14 protein-coding genes are annotated in these 14,225 nt (G+C 70.0%); 7 read left to right on the top strand and 7 right to left on the bottom strand.

Annotation, left to right across the window (positions count from 1 at the left end):
- Positions 1-18: 18 nt before the first annotated feature.
- From ACIHAO_RS13545 to ACIHAO_RS13555, 3 genes are all read right to left on the bottom strand, one after another.
- The gene (locus ACIHAO_RS13545; RefSeq protein ID WP_125780344.1) at positions 19-324 is read right to left on the bottom strand and encodes a hypothetical protein; all 306 of its coding nucleotides are present in this window, start codon (positions 322-324) and stop codon (positions 19-21) included.
- A 73-nt stretch (positions 325-397) separates the two neighbouring features.
- On the bottom strand, positions 398-1,999 hold the full coding sequence (locus ACIHAO_RS13550) for a protein kinase (RefSeq protein WP_396557708.1): 1,602 nt from the start codon (positions 1,997-1,999) through the stop codon (positions 398-400).
- 180 nt (positions 2,000-2,179) lie between these two features.
- Entirely contained in the window at positions 2,180-2,866 is a 687-nt protein-coding gene (locus ACIHAO_RS13555) for a TVP38/TMEM64 family protein (RefSeq protein WP_396557547.1), read from the bottom strand.
- 24 nt (positions 2,867-2,890) lie between these two features.
- Between ACIHAO_RS13555 and ACIHAO_RS13560 the strand changes: the two genes are divergently transcribed.
- Positions 2,891-3,448 (top strand): GNAT family N-acetyltransferase, encoded by a 558-nt coding sequence (locus ACIHAO_RS13560; RefSeq protein ID WP_396557549.1) that lies wholly within the window; start codon positions 2,891-2,893, stop codon positions 3,446-3,448.
- Between the two features lie 19 nt (positions 3,449-3,467).
- Positions 3,468-4,487 (top strand): DNA polymerase domain-containing protein, encoded by a 1,020-nt coding sequence (locus tag ACIHAO_RS13565; protein ID WP_396557551.1) that lies wholly within the window; start codon positions 3,468-3,470, stop codon positions 4,485-4,487.
- Positions 4,488-4,681: 194 nt separating this feature from the next.
- Here the strand turns inward: ACIHAO_RS13565 and ACIHAO_RS13570 are convergent, their stop codons facing one another.
- Together ACIHAO_RS13570 and ACIHAO_RS13575 are read right to left on the bottom strand one after the other, a co-directional pair.
- A complete protein-coding gene (locus ACIHAO_RS13570; protein ID WP_396557553.1) occupies positions 4,682-6,037 on the bottom strand; it encodes an MFS transporter in 1,356 nt (451 codons plus the stop codon).
- Positions 6,034-6,474, bottom strand: a complete 441-nt coding sequence (locus tag ACIHAO_RS13575; RefSeq protein ID WP_396557555.1) for a MarR family winged helix-turn-helix transcriptional regulator — start codon at positions 6,472-6,474, stop codon at positions 6,034-6,036. Before ACIHAO_RS13575 ends, ACIHAO_RS13570 begins: the two co-directional genes overlap by 4 nt.
- A gap of 285 nt (positions 6,475-6,759) precedes the next feature.
- On the opposite strand from ACIHAO_RS13575, the gene ACIHAO_RS13580 reads away from it, so the two are divergent.
- Both ACIHAO_RS13580 and ACIHAO_RS13585 read left to right on the top strand, forming a co-directional pair.
- Entirely contained in the window at positions 6,760-7,152 is a 393-nt protein-coding gene (locus ACIHAO_RS13580; RefSeq protein WP_125780354.1) for a DUF6221 family protein, read from the top strand.
- 7 nt (positions 7,153-7,159) lie between these two features.
- The gene (locus ACIHAO_RS13585; protein ID WP_396557557.1) at positions 7,160-8,200 is read left to right on the top strand and encodes an LLM class flavin-dependent oxidoreductase; all 1,041 of its coding nucleotides are present in this window, start codon (positions 7,160-7,162) and stop codon (positions 8,198-8,200) included.
- A 142-nt stretch (positions 8,201-8,342) separates the two neighbouring features.
- Here ACIHAO_RS13585 and ACIHAO_RS13590 read toward each other — a convergent pair whose 3' ends face one another.
- Positions 8,343-8,708 carry a GatB/YqeY domain-containing protein gene (locus ACIHAO_RS13590; protein ID WP_396557559.1) on the bottom strand — a complete coding sequence of 122 codons (366 nt, stop codon included), beginning with the start codon at positions 8,706-8,708 and terminating at the stop codon, positions 8,343-8,345.
- A gap of 53 nt (positions 8,709-8,761) precedes the next feature.
- On the opposite strand from ACIHAO_RS13590, the gene ACIHAO_RS13595 reads away from it, so the two are divergent.
- Positions 8,762-9,379 (top strand): TetR/AcrR family transcriptional regulator, encoded by a 618-nt coding sequence (locus tag ACIHAO_RS13595; protein ID WP_396557561.1) that lies wholly within the window; start codon positions 8,762-8,764, stop codon positions 9,377-9,379.
- Between the two features lie 32 nt (positions 9,380-9,411).
- Positions 9,412-10,872 (top strand): carboxylesterase/lipase family protein, encoded by a 1,461-nt coding sequence (locus ACIHAO_RS13600; RefSeq protein ID WP_396557563.1) that lies wholly within the window; start codon positions 9,412-9,414, stop codon positions 10,870-10,872.
- On the opposite strand, the gene ACIHAO_RS13605 is transcribed toward ACIHAO_RS13600, so the two are convergent.
- Positions 10,869-12,461, bottom strand: a complete 1,593-nt coding sequence (locus ACIHAO_RS13605; protein WP_396557565.1) for a PucR family transcriptional regulator — start codon at positions 12,459-12,461, stop codon at positions 10,869-10,871. The two genes, ACIHAO_RS13600 and ACIHAO_RS13605, sit on opposite strands and share 4 nt — an antisense overlap.
- A 128-nt stretch (positions 12,462-12,589) precedes the next feature.
- Here ACIHAO_RS13605 and pruA point away from each other — a divergent pair, with 128 nt between their 5' ends.
- On the top strand, positions 12,590-14,218 hold the full coding sequence (gene pruA, locus ACIHAO_RS13610; protein WP_396557567.1) for an L-glutamate gamma-semialdehyde dehydrogenase: 1,629 nt from the start codon (positions 12,590-12,592) through the stop codon (positions 14,216-14,218).
- The last annotated feature ends 7 nt before the right edge of the window (positions 14,219-14,225 follow it).

Here is a 14,225-nt window from a genome sequence, read left to right on the forward strand (position 1 = left end):
CCTTTCACCGGTTCCACGTTACCCCGCGAGCCACGCGATGGCCCGGCCGATGATGTCCCATGCGGTGACCATCACGCCGAGCACGATGAGGACCACGACGAGTGCCGAAATCCACCAGCGCAGACCGCCGAGCCGGTTGCTGGAGTCGGCGAAATCGGAGACACCGTCGAGGCAGGCTTCCACGGTGAAGTTCGGGCCGCAGCGTTCGATGCGGTCCAGATGCTCGGCGAAGGCACGGGCTTCGGGATCGTACGGGTCGAGGCCTACCAGGTCCTCGTCGAAACGAGGATTCTGGCCAGGTCCGAAAGGTCCGCTATCGGCCATACCGGCAACAGTAAGCCACGATCGGCGATTGGCCTACCACCAGCGAGGCGGGTCTCACCACCGCCACGCTGCGTCAGTTGCCGAGTACTCGCGTGTCGGCGTCGATGAGGTACTGGCCGCCGACCTGGACCACGCGCAGCGCCGGCCGCGGTCCCTTGTTGAGCGTGATGTTCATGTCGATCGAGCCGTCGGCGTTGCCGCCGCCTTTGTCCGCTCGCGCGGTGTCGGCACCGGTGACCTTGTGCGCGGTCCAGTAGTCGGCGAAGGCCTGCTCCGAGCCGTACACGGCTTTCGCCGCGTCTGTGAGCTTGTTCCAGCTCGCGGAGGTGCCGATCTTGTCCGTGTCGAAGAAGTCCAGCAGGAACTCGCCCACGCTCGAGTAGCTCGTGATCTTTTCGCTCGGCGTCTTGCCAAGGCCCTCAGGCGCGGGACGCGACGAGGATGGCGCACTCGACTTGGGCGCCGAGACGCTGGTCTGCGGGTTCGCCCCGGCGTTGTTGCTCCCTGGGGTGTTGGCGCCGTTGCCCGAATTCAGCACCAGGAACACGATCACGGCGATCACCACGACCGCGGCACCGCCGCCCGCGAACAGGACGGCCTTGCGTTTGGCGTCGGCCGGCTTCGCCGGGGACGGCCGCATCGGTGCGGCCGCGGACGGCGGCGGGCTCATCGCGGCGACCGGCCGCGGCGGTGTGTTCGGCGGGGCGGACGGCGAGCGCATCGGGATGAAGGCGGCCGTCGGCGTGTGTGTCTTGGTGGGCGGAGGAGCCGCCGCGGCGGACTGCGCCGGCTTGTCGGTCCGCTGCCACGGCGGGCGGTCTCCGCCGGGGATGCCGTGCCCCGGGGTGTCGGGCACGGCGGGCTGTCTACCGCCGCCCGCTCCGAAGAGCCGCGGCGACGCCGCCGTGCCCGCGGCGGATTCGCTCGCCGCCAGCGCGGCGAGGCGCTCACGGGCCTCGGCCATGGTCGGGCGTTCGGTCGGCTCGGTGCGCAGGAGACTCATCAGCAGCGCCGTCGCCGGGCCCGCCTGCTGCGGCGGGTTGATCTGCCCGTTCGCGGCCGCGTACAGCAGCGCCAGCTGGTTGGAGCTGTTCCCGTACGGGGTCTGGCCTTCGATCGCCTGGTAGAGCGTCGCGCCGAGCGCGAAGACGTCGGAGCTGGGCACCGGGTCCGAGCCGCGCGCCAGCTCGGGCGCGAGATACGCCGGGGTGCCGCCGATCAGTCCGGTCTGGGTGAGCGTCATGTCGCCCGCCGCGCGCGAGATGCCGAAGTCGGTGATCTTCGCGGTGCCGGACTCGTCGATCAGGATGTTCCCGGGTTTGACGTCACGGTGCACGATGCCGGCGCGGTGCGCGGCGACCAGCGCCGACGCGACCTGCTCGCCGATCTTCGCGACGCGTCCCAGCGGCAGCGTGCCTTCTTCGGAGATGATCGCCGAGAGGCTCGGGCCGTTCAGGTACTCCATCACCAGGCAGGGGTCGCCGCCGTGCTCGGCGATGTCGAACACCACGATCGCGTTCGGATGCTGGAAACGGGCCGCGTTCTTCGCCTCGCGCATGGCGCGCTGGCGCATGTTGTCGCGTTCGGCCTCGGAGACACCCGGCTGCGGGAGGATCTGCTTGACCGCCACCGAGCGCTCCAGGCGGACATCGATGGCACGCCAGACCACCCCCATGGCACCGCTACCAATTTGCTCGACCAGGCGGTAGTGCCCAGCGATCAGCTGACCGGTGTCGATGGCGACTGCTCCTGACACATTCTTTGACGAACACATCCCGGGTGATGGTGGCGTTACGCGACCTGACAGGTCCCGCGCACCCGATCGAGTGTAGCGGGCGGCGGTTTCGGCTCCCCGTCAGCTCGCCGGTGCGGAGGCGGGCAATTCTTCCTCATCGCTCGTTCCGGGCATCGGACGGGCTTTCCGCCGGAAGACCTTGAGCAGTCCGATGGCTCCCGCGGCGGCGAACACGGCGTAACAGATCAGCAGCGCGGGCGGGGTTTCCCCGGTCAGCGCGTCGCCGAGGACGACGACCGCGATCGTGCCGGGAAGGCTGCCGAGCGCGGTCCCGATCAGATACGGAGCGAAACGGACTGATGACACTCCGCACAGGTAACTGAACGGAGCGAACGGCACCATCGGGATCAGCCGTAAGGAGGTGATCGCCAGCACCCCGCCGTCGGAAAGCCGGTCGTTGACCGCGCGGACCTTCGCTCGGTGCAGGTGCCGGGTGACCAGATCGCGGCCGAGTGCCCGCGAAAGGGTGAATGAGAGCGCGGAGGCGACGATGGTCGCCAGGATGCCGACGACGATGCCCGTCGTGGCGCCGAGCAGCAGCCCACCCGCCAGGTTGAACACGGTGCGGGGGATCGGCGCGACCGTCAGCACCGAATAGAGCAGGAAGAACACCAGCGGGGTGGCAGGGCCGGTCTCGGCTGCCCAGGCACGGAGCCCGGCCGGGCTCGGGATCGGCAGCAGGACCGCGGCCGCCACGAACAGGGCGAGCACGGTGAGCGCGAGAATTAATTTGGTACGGCCGGACACTGCGTCAACCGTACGGTATCCGCCGTGATCGATACCGAGGCGCTGCGGACGCAGCCCGAACTCACCGGCGAGAACGTCGTGCTCACCCAGCTCGACGAGACGTACTTCGAGACCGCGTGGAAGGCCCTGCAGGAGCCGGAATCCATCCGGCTGACCGGCACCCATACCCAGTTCACCCCCGAGCAGATCCGGGACTGGCTGGCCGGACGACCGGGGCTCGACGATCGCGCGGATTACGCGATCGTGCGCAAGGAGGATCGGGCGCACATCGGAGATCTGGCGCTCACCGACGTCGACAAGGACAACCGCTCCGCGGCGTTCCGCATCGCGCTGAACGGCCCGGAGTTCTTCGGCAAGGGCTATGGCACCGAGGCGACCAAGCTGGTCCTGGAGTACGCCTTCGACGTCGTCGGGCTGCACCGTGTCTCGCTGGAGGTCTTCGACTACAACCCGCGAGCCCAGCGTGCCTATGAGAAGGCCGGGTTCGTCCGCGAGGGGCTCCAGCGGGAAGCGCTGTGGTGGGACGGCGAGTGGCATGACGTCATCACGATGGCCGTTCTGGGGACCGATCCCCGGCCCTGATCGGCGATACGGTGTGCGCATGCCCAAGAACGGTGAGCCGATCGAGGTCGAGGCAGGCGAGCGCAAGGTCCGGGTGTCCAGTCCGGACAAGGTGTACTTCCCGGCAACGGGGATCACCAAGCGCCAGGTCGTGGAGCACTACGTCGCGGTCGGCGAGCCGCTGCTGCGCGCGATCGGGGAGCGGCCGACGACGCTGAAGCGCTACGTGGACGGCGTCGAGGGCGACTGGTTCTACGCCAAGCGCGTGCCGAAGGGCGCCCCGGAGTGGGTGGAAACGGCGAAGATCACCTTCCCGTCGGGCCGGACGGCGGAGGAGGTCTGCCCGACCGAGCCCGCCGTGTTCGCCTGGGCGGCGAACCTCGGCACCTTCGACTTCCACCCGTGGCCGGTGCGGCGGCCCGACGTCGACCACCCCGACGAACTCCGCATCGACGTGGACCCGCCCGACGAGGCGGGGTTCTCCGACGCGGTCGAGGTCGCCGCCGTGGTGCGCGAGGTCCTCGACTCGGCGGGGCTGACCGGCTACCCGAAGACCTCGGGTGGCCGCGGCGTGCACGTCCTGGTGCGGATCCGGCCGGAGTGGGACTTCATCGACGTGCGGCACGCGGTGATCGCGCTCGGCCGCGAGGTCGAGCGCCGGATCCCGGAGAAGGCGACCATCGCGTGGTGGAAGGAAGAACGCGGCGGCCGGGTGTTCATCGACTACAACCAGGCCGCGCGTGACCGCACGGTGGCGTCGGCCTGGTCGGTCCGCGGCACACCCCGCGCGACGGTGTCGATGCCGCTCACCTGGGACCTGCTGACCGAAGTGGACCCGGACGACTTCGACGTCCTCACCGCCGGCGCCTTCTACGCCGAGCGCGGTGACCTGCACGCGCCGATGGACGAGCGGGCGTTCGGCATCGAGACCCTGCTGGAGTGGTACGCGCGGGACGAACGCGACCACGGTCTCGGCGAGATGCCGTATCCGCCGGACTATCCGAAGATGCCGGGCGAGCCGAAGCGCGTCCAGCCGAGCAAAGCGCGCGACGACACCTAGGTGTGTGGATATAGGGACGTTGAGTGTCCCTATATCCACACACCCCTCACTCGCTGTCAGGGCCATCGCTGACCGTGTGGATTTTGGGGCGTCAGATGTCCCGAAATCCACACGGTCACCGCGCGAGAGAGCAAGGGACCTTTGCTCTCGCCTCTAGGTCAGGGACCGCCTGGGCGCAAAGCGCGCGACGACACCTAGGCGCGTCCCACGCGCGCCAGCGAGCGGTCGGCGACGGTCAGTACGAGGAACAGCACGCTGACCACGAGCATGAACGCGGCCAGGTGGTGCAGGCCGGCGCTGTCGGCGCGTGGACCGAAGAAGGCGCCACTGGCCGCGGAGGCGACGATGGCGCCCAGGTAGCCGAAGGTGCGCAGTAGTCCGGCCGACGAGCCCATGCGTTCCGAGTGGGCCTGGTGGTACACGGAGTTCTGCAGCGCGAGGTTGTTCAGTCCTTGCGGGACACCGAGGACGACCACGACGGCCACGAGCATCCACACCGGACTGTCCGCGTTCAGCAGCAGAAGCAGGGCGCACGCCGCGACCTGGCCTGCCGAGCCCGCCAGGAGTTTGCCGCGGACGGTGTCCCGGCGTCCGGTGACGGTGGAGGCGACGATCGCGACACCGAAGAGCGGCAGCAGCACCAGCCCCGCCTGCGAGGCCGAAAGCCCGTGCCCTTGCTCCATCCACTGTGTGTAGCCGTAGAGGAAGGCGTAGCCGACGACGAAACCGAGCAGCGCCCGGCCGTAGGTGGCCAGCAGCGGCAGGTTGCCGCCGAGCAGGCGCACGTCGATGAAGGGTTGCCGCGTCCGGAGTTCACGCCAGGCGAATCCGGCGCCCGCCACGGCCGTGACGGCCAGCAGCCACCAGCCGTCACCCGAGGGGTCCATCAGGAAGAGCAGCAGACAGACGAGCGCGGTGGCGAACAGGCCCATGCCGGGGAGGTCGAGTTCGCGCAGGAATCCCCGGGGAGGCCGGTCGGCGCGCGTCGCGGGGAGGCGGCGGGCACCGAAGTAGAGGCCTGCCAGCGCGAGCGGGATGTTGATCGCCAGCGTGGCGCGCCATCCGCCGACGCCGATCAGCAGGCCGCCGAGGCTGGGCCCGACGACGGCGATGGTCTGCGTCGTCACCGCGAGCGCCGTCAGGACCCCGGCCGGGCTGTCCTTCCCGGTACGCCGGGCCTCGGCGCGGATGAGGTACATCGCCGCCGGATAGCCCGCGCAGGTGCCGAAACCGAGAAGGACCCGTGACGCGACGAGCACGCCGAAGCCGGGGGCGAGCATGCCCGCGACCCCGGCGACCCCGGTCAGCGCCGCCCCGGCCAGGAACAGGCGGCGGGGGCCGAAGAGGTCGATGAGCCGCCCCACCACGGGCTGCCCGATCGCGGTGGCCAGGTACAGGGCGGAGACCAGCCACGCGGTCTCCGCGGGCGGGGCACCGAAGGCCACGCCGATCGGCACCAGGGAGACCGAGATGATGGACGAATTGACCGGGTTGAGGGCCGCACCCAGCATCATCGGCGGCAGGAGCCGCCGGTCGAACCGGGTGCTCATCGCCGCACGACTCGTTCCAGCAGGGCCGCCGCCTCGATCAGCGTGCGGCGTTCCGCTTCGGTGCACCGCGTTTCCAGCATCCGCGCGAGCCAGCCTTCCCCGGCGCGCCGTCGCTCCGCCAGGAAGGCGTGCCCGCTTTCGGTGACGAAGACCAGCTGACGCCGTCCGTCGCCGGGGTCCGGGCGGCGCGCGGCCAGTCCGCGCTCCACCAGTACCCCGACGGTGGTGGCCACCGACTGGTGGCGGACGCCTTCGAGCGCGGCCAGTTCGCTGACCGCCGCTTCACCGTCCTTGTCGAGCCGGCTGAGCACGGAGGTCTGGGATGGCGTGAGGTCACCGCTGCCGTAGTTCTCGCGGAGGCGGCGCCGAAGCCTGCTGAAGGCCAGGCGGATGTCGTGGGCGGCGCGGGCACTCGACGCGGAGGTGTTCTCGGTCATGATCGCAGGCTAAAACCCGCAGGATCAACTGCGCAACTAAGGCTGTACATCTCGGTCGGGAACGCATTTTGTGACGATATGTGCGTTCTCGGTGACGAATTCGCGCCTTTCCTTCGTTTTGCTCCCGGAGTGATTGCGCTTTCGTGTCGATCCAGAAACCAGTCACCGTCGCGCGGTGGATCGATACGAGACTGTGTGACGCACGGGACCCGGCCGTAACGCCGGGCTTCCTGCCAGCGACATTTCCCTCCGAACACTAGGCTGGGGGAGGACGAAGGAGTACCCGTGGACGACCTGATCGCCTTTCTCGCCGCGCGTGTGGGGCAACGCCAGGCGTTGATCATGCAGGCGGTCAAGAAAACCGAGATCAACGAATCGCTCAATCGTGGCGAGACCAAGGTCGTCATCGAAAAGAAGATCCGTTCGATGAACGACATTGAACTCGACACGGTCAACCAGATGATCAACGAGATCGAGGCGACCCGGCGGCTCCTGCAGGCGCACCGCACCACGGTTTCCGAGAAGGTCCCGGGATTCCCCTTGTACGGCAACGAGTACTGGTGCGAGACCTGCCATGTCCCCGCCGACGAGGCCGGGACGAACTGGTGCCTCACCCTGCGGCTGCTCGCCCTGCCGCACGCCGATCACCCGGACTACAGCGAGCGCTGGCGCCCCTGAGCGGGGAATGCCCGCCGGGTCCGGACGCGTTGACTCGAAGGTGATCACGCTTTCGGTACTGGACCGGTCCCCGACCCGCCGCGGCGGCGACGCGCCTCGCGCCTTGCGGGACACGGTCGCCTTCGCGCGGGACATCGAAGCGCTGGGCTATCACCGGTTCTGGGTCTCCGAACACCACAGCGTGCCCGGCGTCGCCGGCTCGGCGCCCACGGTGCTGGCGGCCGCGGTCGCCTCGGCGACGGAACGGATCCGGGTCGGCACCGGCGGCGTGATGCTGCCGAACCACCGTCCGCTCGTGGTCGCGGAACAGTTCGGCGTGCTCGAATCGCTCTTCCCCGGCCGGATCGACATGGGGCTGGGCCGGTCGGTCGGGTTCACCGGCGGCGTCCGGCAGGCGCTCGGGCACGAGAAGGACGACGCCGATCGCTTCGGCGACCAGGTTCGCGAGCTGCTGGGCTTCCTCGCGGGCGACCAGACGAGCTATCCGGGCGTGCACGCCATTCCCGCGGAAGGACTGCGCGTGCCCGCGTTCCTGCTGGCGACCGGTGCCGGGGCGAAGCTGGCCGCGGAACTGGGGCTGCCGCTGGTGATCGCGCCGGTCCGGGGCGAGGGGCCGCTGCTCGAAGCCATCGAGGGTTATCGCTCCGGCTTCCGGCCTTCCGCGCAGGCTTCGCGACCGTATGTCGTGGTGTCCACGGCGATCGCGGTCGCCGAGACGGCTGAACGGGCCCGGCGGTTGCTGATCCCCGAAGCGTGGTCGACGGTCTACTCACGCACGCACGGCGTCTTTCCGCCGCTTTCGCCGGTGGAGGAGATCCTCGCCGGGTCGCTGCCGGACCGCGATCGGGAGCGGCTGGACCGGGCCCTCGACGGTCAGCTCGCCGGCACCCCCGACGAGGTGCGTGACCGGCTCGCCGACCTCGTCGCGAAGACCGGCGCCGACGAGATCCTGGTGACCACCAGTACTTTCGACCAAACGGAGCGGCTGGATTCCTACCGCGCGCTGGCCGAGGTCGCGGGGTTGCGCAGCCTCGCCGCCGTGTCGTGACTCGGCGGTTCAGCCTGGCCGTCGCCTGGCCCCGTCCCGGAAGTGTCATGAAAGGGTCGTTCAGGACGAAAAATGTCCTGAACGACCCTTTCATGACATCGGCGGCAGGCGGGTTCCAGGCGCGTCCACCGCAAGTAGGTGACTAATCGCGGGGCGTGAGAGAACGCTCGAGGACGGCGGCCTCGGCACGCAGGCGGTCGGCGGCGTCGGCGCGGCCGAGACGCTCGTACTCGTCCGCGGAGACGGTGCGCTCCCTGATCTCGTGCGCCACGATGTCCCGCACGTCGTCCTCGGTGAGGTGAAGGCGCTCGACCTCGGCCGCGCCCAGTCCCACCGCCGTTCCCGCGACTTGCTCGTTCGTGGTGATCCCGGGGGCCTGGTCCACCGAGTCCAGCGGCACCGCTTCGGCGTTGTCGATCGCCGCCAGCGCGGAACGAAGGGCCGAGATGGCGACGCGGTCCTTGGCCTTGAGGGCGGTCTTCAGTTCGTCACGCAGGTTGGCACGCATGGTCCGGATTCCCTGTCTCGGGGACTTTGGCAATATGACTGTACTATATCCATATGCCTCGCGTCGTCGATCATGATCAGCGCCGAGCCCGGATCGCGCGGGCGTTCCAGCGGTTGCTCGCCGCGGACGGCTTCGCCGGCGTCTCGTTCTCGAAGGTGGCGGCCGAGGCCGGGATCTCAGTCGGATCCATTCAGCACTACTTCGCCGGCAAGGACGTCCTGCTCCGGTTCGCCTACGACGACGCCGTGAGCCGGATGGGCGAGCGGGTCCGGTCGCGGGTCCGCAACGGTGAGGCCGCTGGGCTCCCGATCGCGGAGGTCCTGCTCGGCACCCTGGCCGAACTGCTGCCGCTCGACGCCGAGCGCGAGCTGGAATACCGCGTCCGGCAAGGACTTCAGGCGCAGGCGGCGCACGACGACGGGCTCGCCGACGTCGCCCGGCGGTCGGGTCGCGACCTGCTCGGTTACGTGACCTCGGTGGTCGAGCGGGGCAAGGACGGCGGCGATGTCGCGCCGGGAACGGACGCGGGACTCGCCGCGCGGATGATCCTCGCGACCGTCCAGGGCCTGGCGGATCAGGTCGCGCTGTCGGGGGCTGAGGCGTTCCCCGCATGTGAGGTCCTGCGCCGTTCCGTCGCCGCCGTCTTCACTCGCTGGCGGTGGTCCGCCTGACAGAGGTGGGCTCGGATGAGTATCTTTGCAATATGGACATATGGCAAAACTCGAAGGTGCGGCTGACCAACGGCACCGTCCGTGGCCGTCGCCTCGACGGCCACGTCTCGTTCCGGGGGATCCCGTACGCCGCGCCGCCGGTCGGCGACCTGCGGTGGCGCCCGCCCGCACCCGTCGAGCCATGGACGGGTGTCCGCGACGCGTTCGAACCGGGGAATCCCGCGCCGCAGCCCGCGGCGTCCTTCGACGGCACGACTTCGCTCGACGAGGACTGCCTGACGGTCAACGTCACCACCCCCGGCACGCCAGGCGAAGGCCGTCCCGTGCTGGTCTGGCTGCACGGTGGTGGCGGGACCAACGGGAACGCCGCCGACTACGACGCCCGCCGCCTCGCCGTCACCGGTGACCTCGTCGTGGTGGCGCCGAACTTCCGGCTCGGTGTCCTGAGCTGCTTCGGATACCCGGGCCTCGATGGCGGCGGCACTTTCGGCCTGCAGGACCAGCAGGCCGTCCTCCGCTGGGTGCGGCGGGAGATCGCCGGATTCGGCGGCGACCCCGGCAACGTGACGCTGATGGGGGAGTCCTACGGCGCCACCATGGTCGCGGCACACCTGACCGCCCCTGGCTCGGCGGGGCTGTTCCACCGAGCGATCGTGCAGAGCGTGTTCTCGGTTCTGGGCACGACGCCGGCGCACACCTTCATGCCCGGTCTCCCGGAGCTGCCACCTCGCTGGGCTCCCGAAGCGGAGCTGGCGGCGATCGGGGCAGCCGTCGCGGCCGAGCGCGGCTGGGTGACCGGAGACGCCGACGCGCTCGCGCAGCTCCGGCAGGTTCCGGTGAAGGACCTGCTCGAAGTCTCGGACGCGTTCATCCGGCCGGCCTTCGGCGGCGCCACACTGCCCGAGTCACCCGCCGCCGCGCTGGCCGCCGGGCGTTTCCACCGCGTGCCGGTGCTGCTGGGGACCACGCTCGACGAGGCCCGGTTCTTCGTCACGCTCGCCGGGAACCCGGTCACCGCCGAGAGCTATCCGCGGTTGCTGGCCGAAGCGTTCGGCGGCTACGCGGACGACGTCGCCGACAGATATCCGTTGCGGGACTACGAAACCCCGAGCTTGGCGTGGGCGCGAATCTCCACGGACCGTGCCTGGGCGCGACCCTCGTGGGAACTGGCCAAGGCCCTCGCGGCGCACACCGGCACCTGGTTCTGCGAGTTCGCCGACGAGAACGCGCCGTCACTGGTCCCGGGATTCCCCGCCGGTGCCCAGCATTCCAGTGCCCTGGTCTACCAGTTCGACTTCGAAGGCCGTCCGGGACTTCCTGCGCCACAGCGGGAGCTCGCCGACCGGATGACCCGCCACTGGGCGGCCTTCGCCAGGGACGGCGATCCGGGCTGGCCGGGTTTCGAGCACGTCGAACGCCTGGCACCCGGGGAGCGCGGCGGCACGGACTACGCCGCCACGCACCGGCTCGGGTTCTGGGCGGGAAAACCCTAGAGGCGCAGAAGAAGCTGGGTGAGCATGCGCTGCGCGGGGTCGTCCAGGTCGATGCCGGACACGTCGCCGGCGCGGCGCACCCGGTAGCGGACCGTGTTCGGGTGGATGTTCAGCTCGCGTGCCGCCTTCCGTACGTCGCCGAACGCGTCGAGGTAGGCCAGTACCGCGGGCACCAGGATGCCGCCGTGCTCGGCGTCGTGCGCGACCAGTTCGGCCAGCCGCGGATCGCGGATCCTCGGTTGCTCGCTCAGGAAAGCGAGCACCTCCGAGAGCAGGACTTCGGCGCGGACGTCGGCCAGCGAGGCGACGTCCGCCGTCCCGTGCCCGCGCGCCATCGTCGCCAGTACGCGGTCGGCGTCGCCACGCGAGGCCGCCGCGTCGGAGAGACGCGGCACGACCCCGCCCAGCGCCGCGCGCACCCGGACGTCGAGATGACGTTGCGCGGTGCCGACGATTTCCTTGGCCAGCGCCAGGATCCGTGTCTCGGCGTGCTCGGGGAGGTCGGGAAGGAGCGCGTAGACACGGCCGCCGATCACACTCACCAGCGCGCTCCGCCGGTACGCGGCGGTGTGCACGGTGATCAGGTGCACCAGCTCCGCCCGGCGCAGCTGCCGGTCGGTCGCGGCGCGGTCGCGGGGGAGCGAGAACCCCAGCACCATCGCGGGTTTCCCGGGATCGGCGCCGATGTCGTCGGCGACGGATTCCACGTCGAGACGGCCGTCGAGCAGGCCGGCCAGCAGATCCTCGCGTAACCGGAGTTCGGGGCTGGGCAAGGTCCGGTGCCGGATCAGCTGCGGAGCGAGCGCGCGGCTCGCGCCGAGCAAGGCGACTTCCGCGCTTTCGGTGAGCGGATGCGCGCCCTCCTGGACCCAGATCGTGCCGAGCGGCTGCGACCCGGCGTGGATCCCCGCCGCGATCCGCCGCCGGATGCCGAGATCGGGCCGCTCGTCGATGCGGACGATGCCCTCCCCGGCGCGAAGCCGCTGGTAGACGCCCCATTCGCGCAGCATCGCGAGATACCGTTCCGGACCTTCGCGGCCGAGGATCGAGAGCCTGCGCAGTTCGTCCACCTCGTCGCCCGCCCGCGAGTAGGCCAGCACACGGCTCGCGGTGTCCTCGATGCTGACGAGGCCACCGGTCAGCGTCGCGATGGTCTGCGCGAGCGAGAACAGGTCGCCGAGCACCTCGCCGCTGTCCGCCTCGCCACCCGCGCGGGCCGCGTCGACGACGCCCCTGGCCAACGCCTCGACCTGCTCCCAGCGTGCTTCGTGGCCGACCTCGATCAGCGCGATCCCCGCGTCGGCCGCGACGTTCACCGCGGCCATGCCGTTCTTGACCGCGACGGCGGCCGCGCCGGACCGTCCCGCCGCCCGGATCGCCCCCGCGGCGGAGCGTCCGCGAGCGCCGATCACCAGGACGAGGTCACCTGGATGGGCGTCGGGCGGATCCTCCGGATCGTGGATGACGACGTCGTCGACGCCGACGCCGAGCCCGTTCGGTGCCGCGAGCACCCTGACCAGCGGTTCCCCGAGCGTGGCGAGGACGTGCCGCAGGGAAGCGCCAGGGGTCGTCTGAGTAGTCGCTGTCATCACCGATTAAGCCGATCGGACAAGATGGTCACCCTGATTCTAGCCAGTCGGACAAGCCGCTGGCGTGCTGTCCGGTCTACCGTTCGGGGTGAGACCTCTACCCGGCGAAGTGCAGTCAGGAGCAGTCAGTGGACGCCGTGACCCAGACCCCCGCCCCGAAGAACGAGCCGGTGCTGAACTACGCACCGGGCAGCGCTGAGCGCGCTGAACTCGAGGGCGCGCTCAAGTCGCTGGGCAACGCCGACCCCATCGACATCACCGCGACGATCGGTGGTGAGCAGCGCAAGGGCGGCGGCGAGAAGATCGACGTCGTCCAGCCGCACAACCACAAGGCCGTGCTGGGCGTCATCCACAGCGCGACCGCGCAGGACACCCACGACGCGATCGCCGCGGCCAAGGCCGCCGCCCCCGGCTGGCGCGCGCTGTCCTTCGACGACCGCGCCGCGATCATCCTGCGTGCCGCCGACCTGCTGGCCGGCCCGTGGCGCGCCAAGCTGAACGCGGCCACCATGCTCGGCCAGTCGAAGACCGCCTTCCAGGCCGAGATCGACTCCGCCTGCGAGCTGATCGACTTCTGGCGGTTCAACGTCGCCTTCGGCCGTCAGATCCTCGCCGAGCAGCCGGTCAGCTCGCCCGGGATCTGGAACCGGATGGAGCACCGCCCGCTCGAGGGCTTCGTGTACGCCATCACGCCGTTCAACTTCACCGCGATCTCCGGCAACCTGCCGACCGCGCCCGCGCTGATGGGCAACGTCGTGCTGTGGAAGCCGTCGCCGACGCAGAGCTACGCCGCGCACATGCTGATGCGGCTGCTCGAAGAGGCCGGTATGCCGCCGGGCGTCATCAACCTGCTCCCGGGTGACGGCAAGGCCGTCTCCGAGGTCGCCCTGACCCACCGCGACCTGGCCGGGATCCACTTCACCGGCTCCACCGCGACCTTCCAGCACGTGTGGGCCACCGTCGGCGCCAACATCTCCGGCTACCGCACGTACCCGCGTTTGGTCGGCGAGACCGGCGGCAAGGACTTCGTGCTCGCGCACGCCTCGGCCGACGTCGACATCCTGCGCACCGCGCTGATCCGCGGCGCCTTCGAGTACCAGGGCCAGAAGTGCTCGGCCGCGTCCCGTGCCTACGTCCCGCGTTCGCTCTGGGCGAGCCTGAAGGACGAGCTGGTCTCCGAGACCGAGGCCATCACCTACGGCGACGTCAACGACCTGGACAACTTCGGTGGCGCCGTGATCGACCGCCGCGCCTTCGACAAGCACGCGGCCGTGTTGAAGAGCGCCGCCGAGGACGCCGAGATCGACGTCATCGCCGGTGGCACCGCGGACGACAGCGTCGGCTACTTCGTGCGCCCGACGATCCTGGTTTCGGACAACCCGAAGCACGAGATCTTCCGCACCGAGTACTTCGGCCCGATCCTCGCGCTGCACGTCTACGAGGACGAGGACTTCGACAAGGTCCTGGAGCTGGTGGACGAGACCGCCGACTACGCGCTCACCGGCGCGGTCATCGCGAACGACCGCACGGCCGTCGCCAAGGCGGCCGAGGCGCTGCGCTTCGCCGCCGGCAACTTCTACGTCAACGACAAGCCGACCGGTGCGGTCGTCGGCCAGCAGCCCTTCGGCGGTGCCCGCGCTTCCGGCACCAACGACAAGGCCGGTTCGGTGTTCAACCTGCTCCGCTGGACGAGCCCCCGCTCGATCAAGGAGACCTTCGTCCCGCCCACCAGCGTCCGCTACCCCCACCAGGGCTGAGTTCTCC

The organism is Amycolatopsis sp. NPDC052450, from assembly GCF_044547565.1.
In the GTDB taxonomy this organism is placed as follows: domain Bacteria; phylum Actinomycetota; class Actinomycetes; order Mycobacteriales; family Pseudonocardiaceae; genus Amycolatopsis.

Coding starts and splice junctions, on each gene's coding strand:
- ACIHAO_RS13545 (WP_125780344.1), bottom strand. CDS start 324: ATGGCCGATAGCGGACCTTTCGGACCTGGCCAGAATCCTCGTTTCGAC.
- ACIHAO_RS13550 (WP_396557708.1), bottom strand. CDS start 1,999: ATGGGGGTGGTCTGGCGTGCCATCGATGTCCGCCTGGAGCGCTCGGTG.
- ACIHAO_RS13565 (WP_396557551.1), top strand. CDS start 3,468: ATGCCCAAGAACGGTGAGCCGATCGAGGTCGAGGCAGGCGAGCGCAAG.
- ACIHAO_RS13570 (WP_396557553.1), bottom strand. CDS start 6,037: ATGAGCACCCGGTTCGACCGGCGGCTCCTGCCGCCGATGATGCTGGGT.
- ACIHAO_RS13575 (WP_396557555.1), bottom strand. CDS start 6,474: ATGACCGAGAACACCTCCGCGTCGAGTGCCCGCGCCGCCCACGACATC.
- ACIHAO_RS13585 (WP_396557557.1), top strand. CDS start 7,160: ATGCCCGCCGGGTCCGGACGCGTTGACTCGAAGGTGATCACGCTTTCG.
- ACIHAO_RS13590 (WP_396557559.1), bottom strand. CDS start 8,708: ATGCGTGCCAACCTGCGTGACGAACTGAAGACCGCCCTCAAGGCCAAG.
- ACIHAO_RS13595 (WP_396557561.1), top strand. CDS start 8,762: ATGCCTCGCGTCGTCGATCATGATCAGCGCCGAGCCCGGATCGCGCGG.
- ACIHAO_RS13600 (WP_396557563.1), top strand. CDS start 9,412: ATGGACATATGGCAAAACTCGAAGGTGCGGCTGACCAACGGCACCGTC.
- ACIHAO_RS13605 (WP_396557565.1), bottom strand. CDS start 12,461: ATGACAGCGACTACTCAGACGACCCCTGGCGCTTCCCTGCGGCACGTC.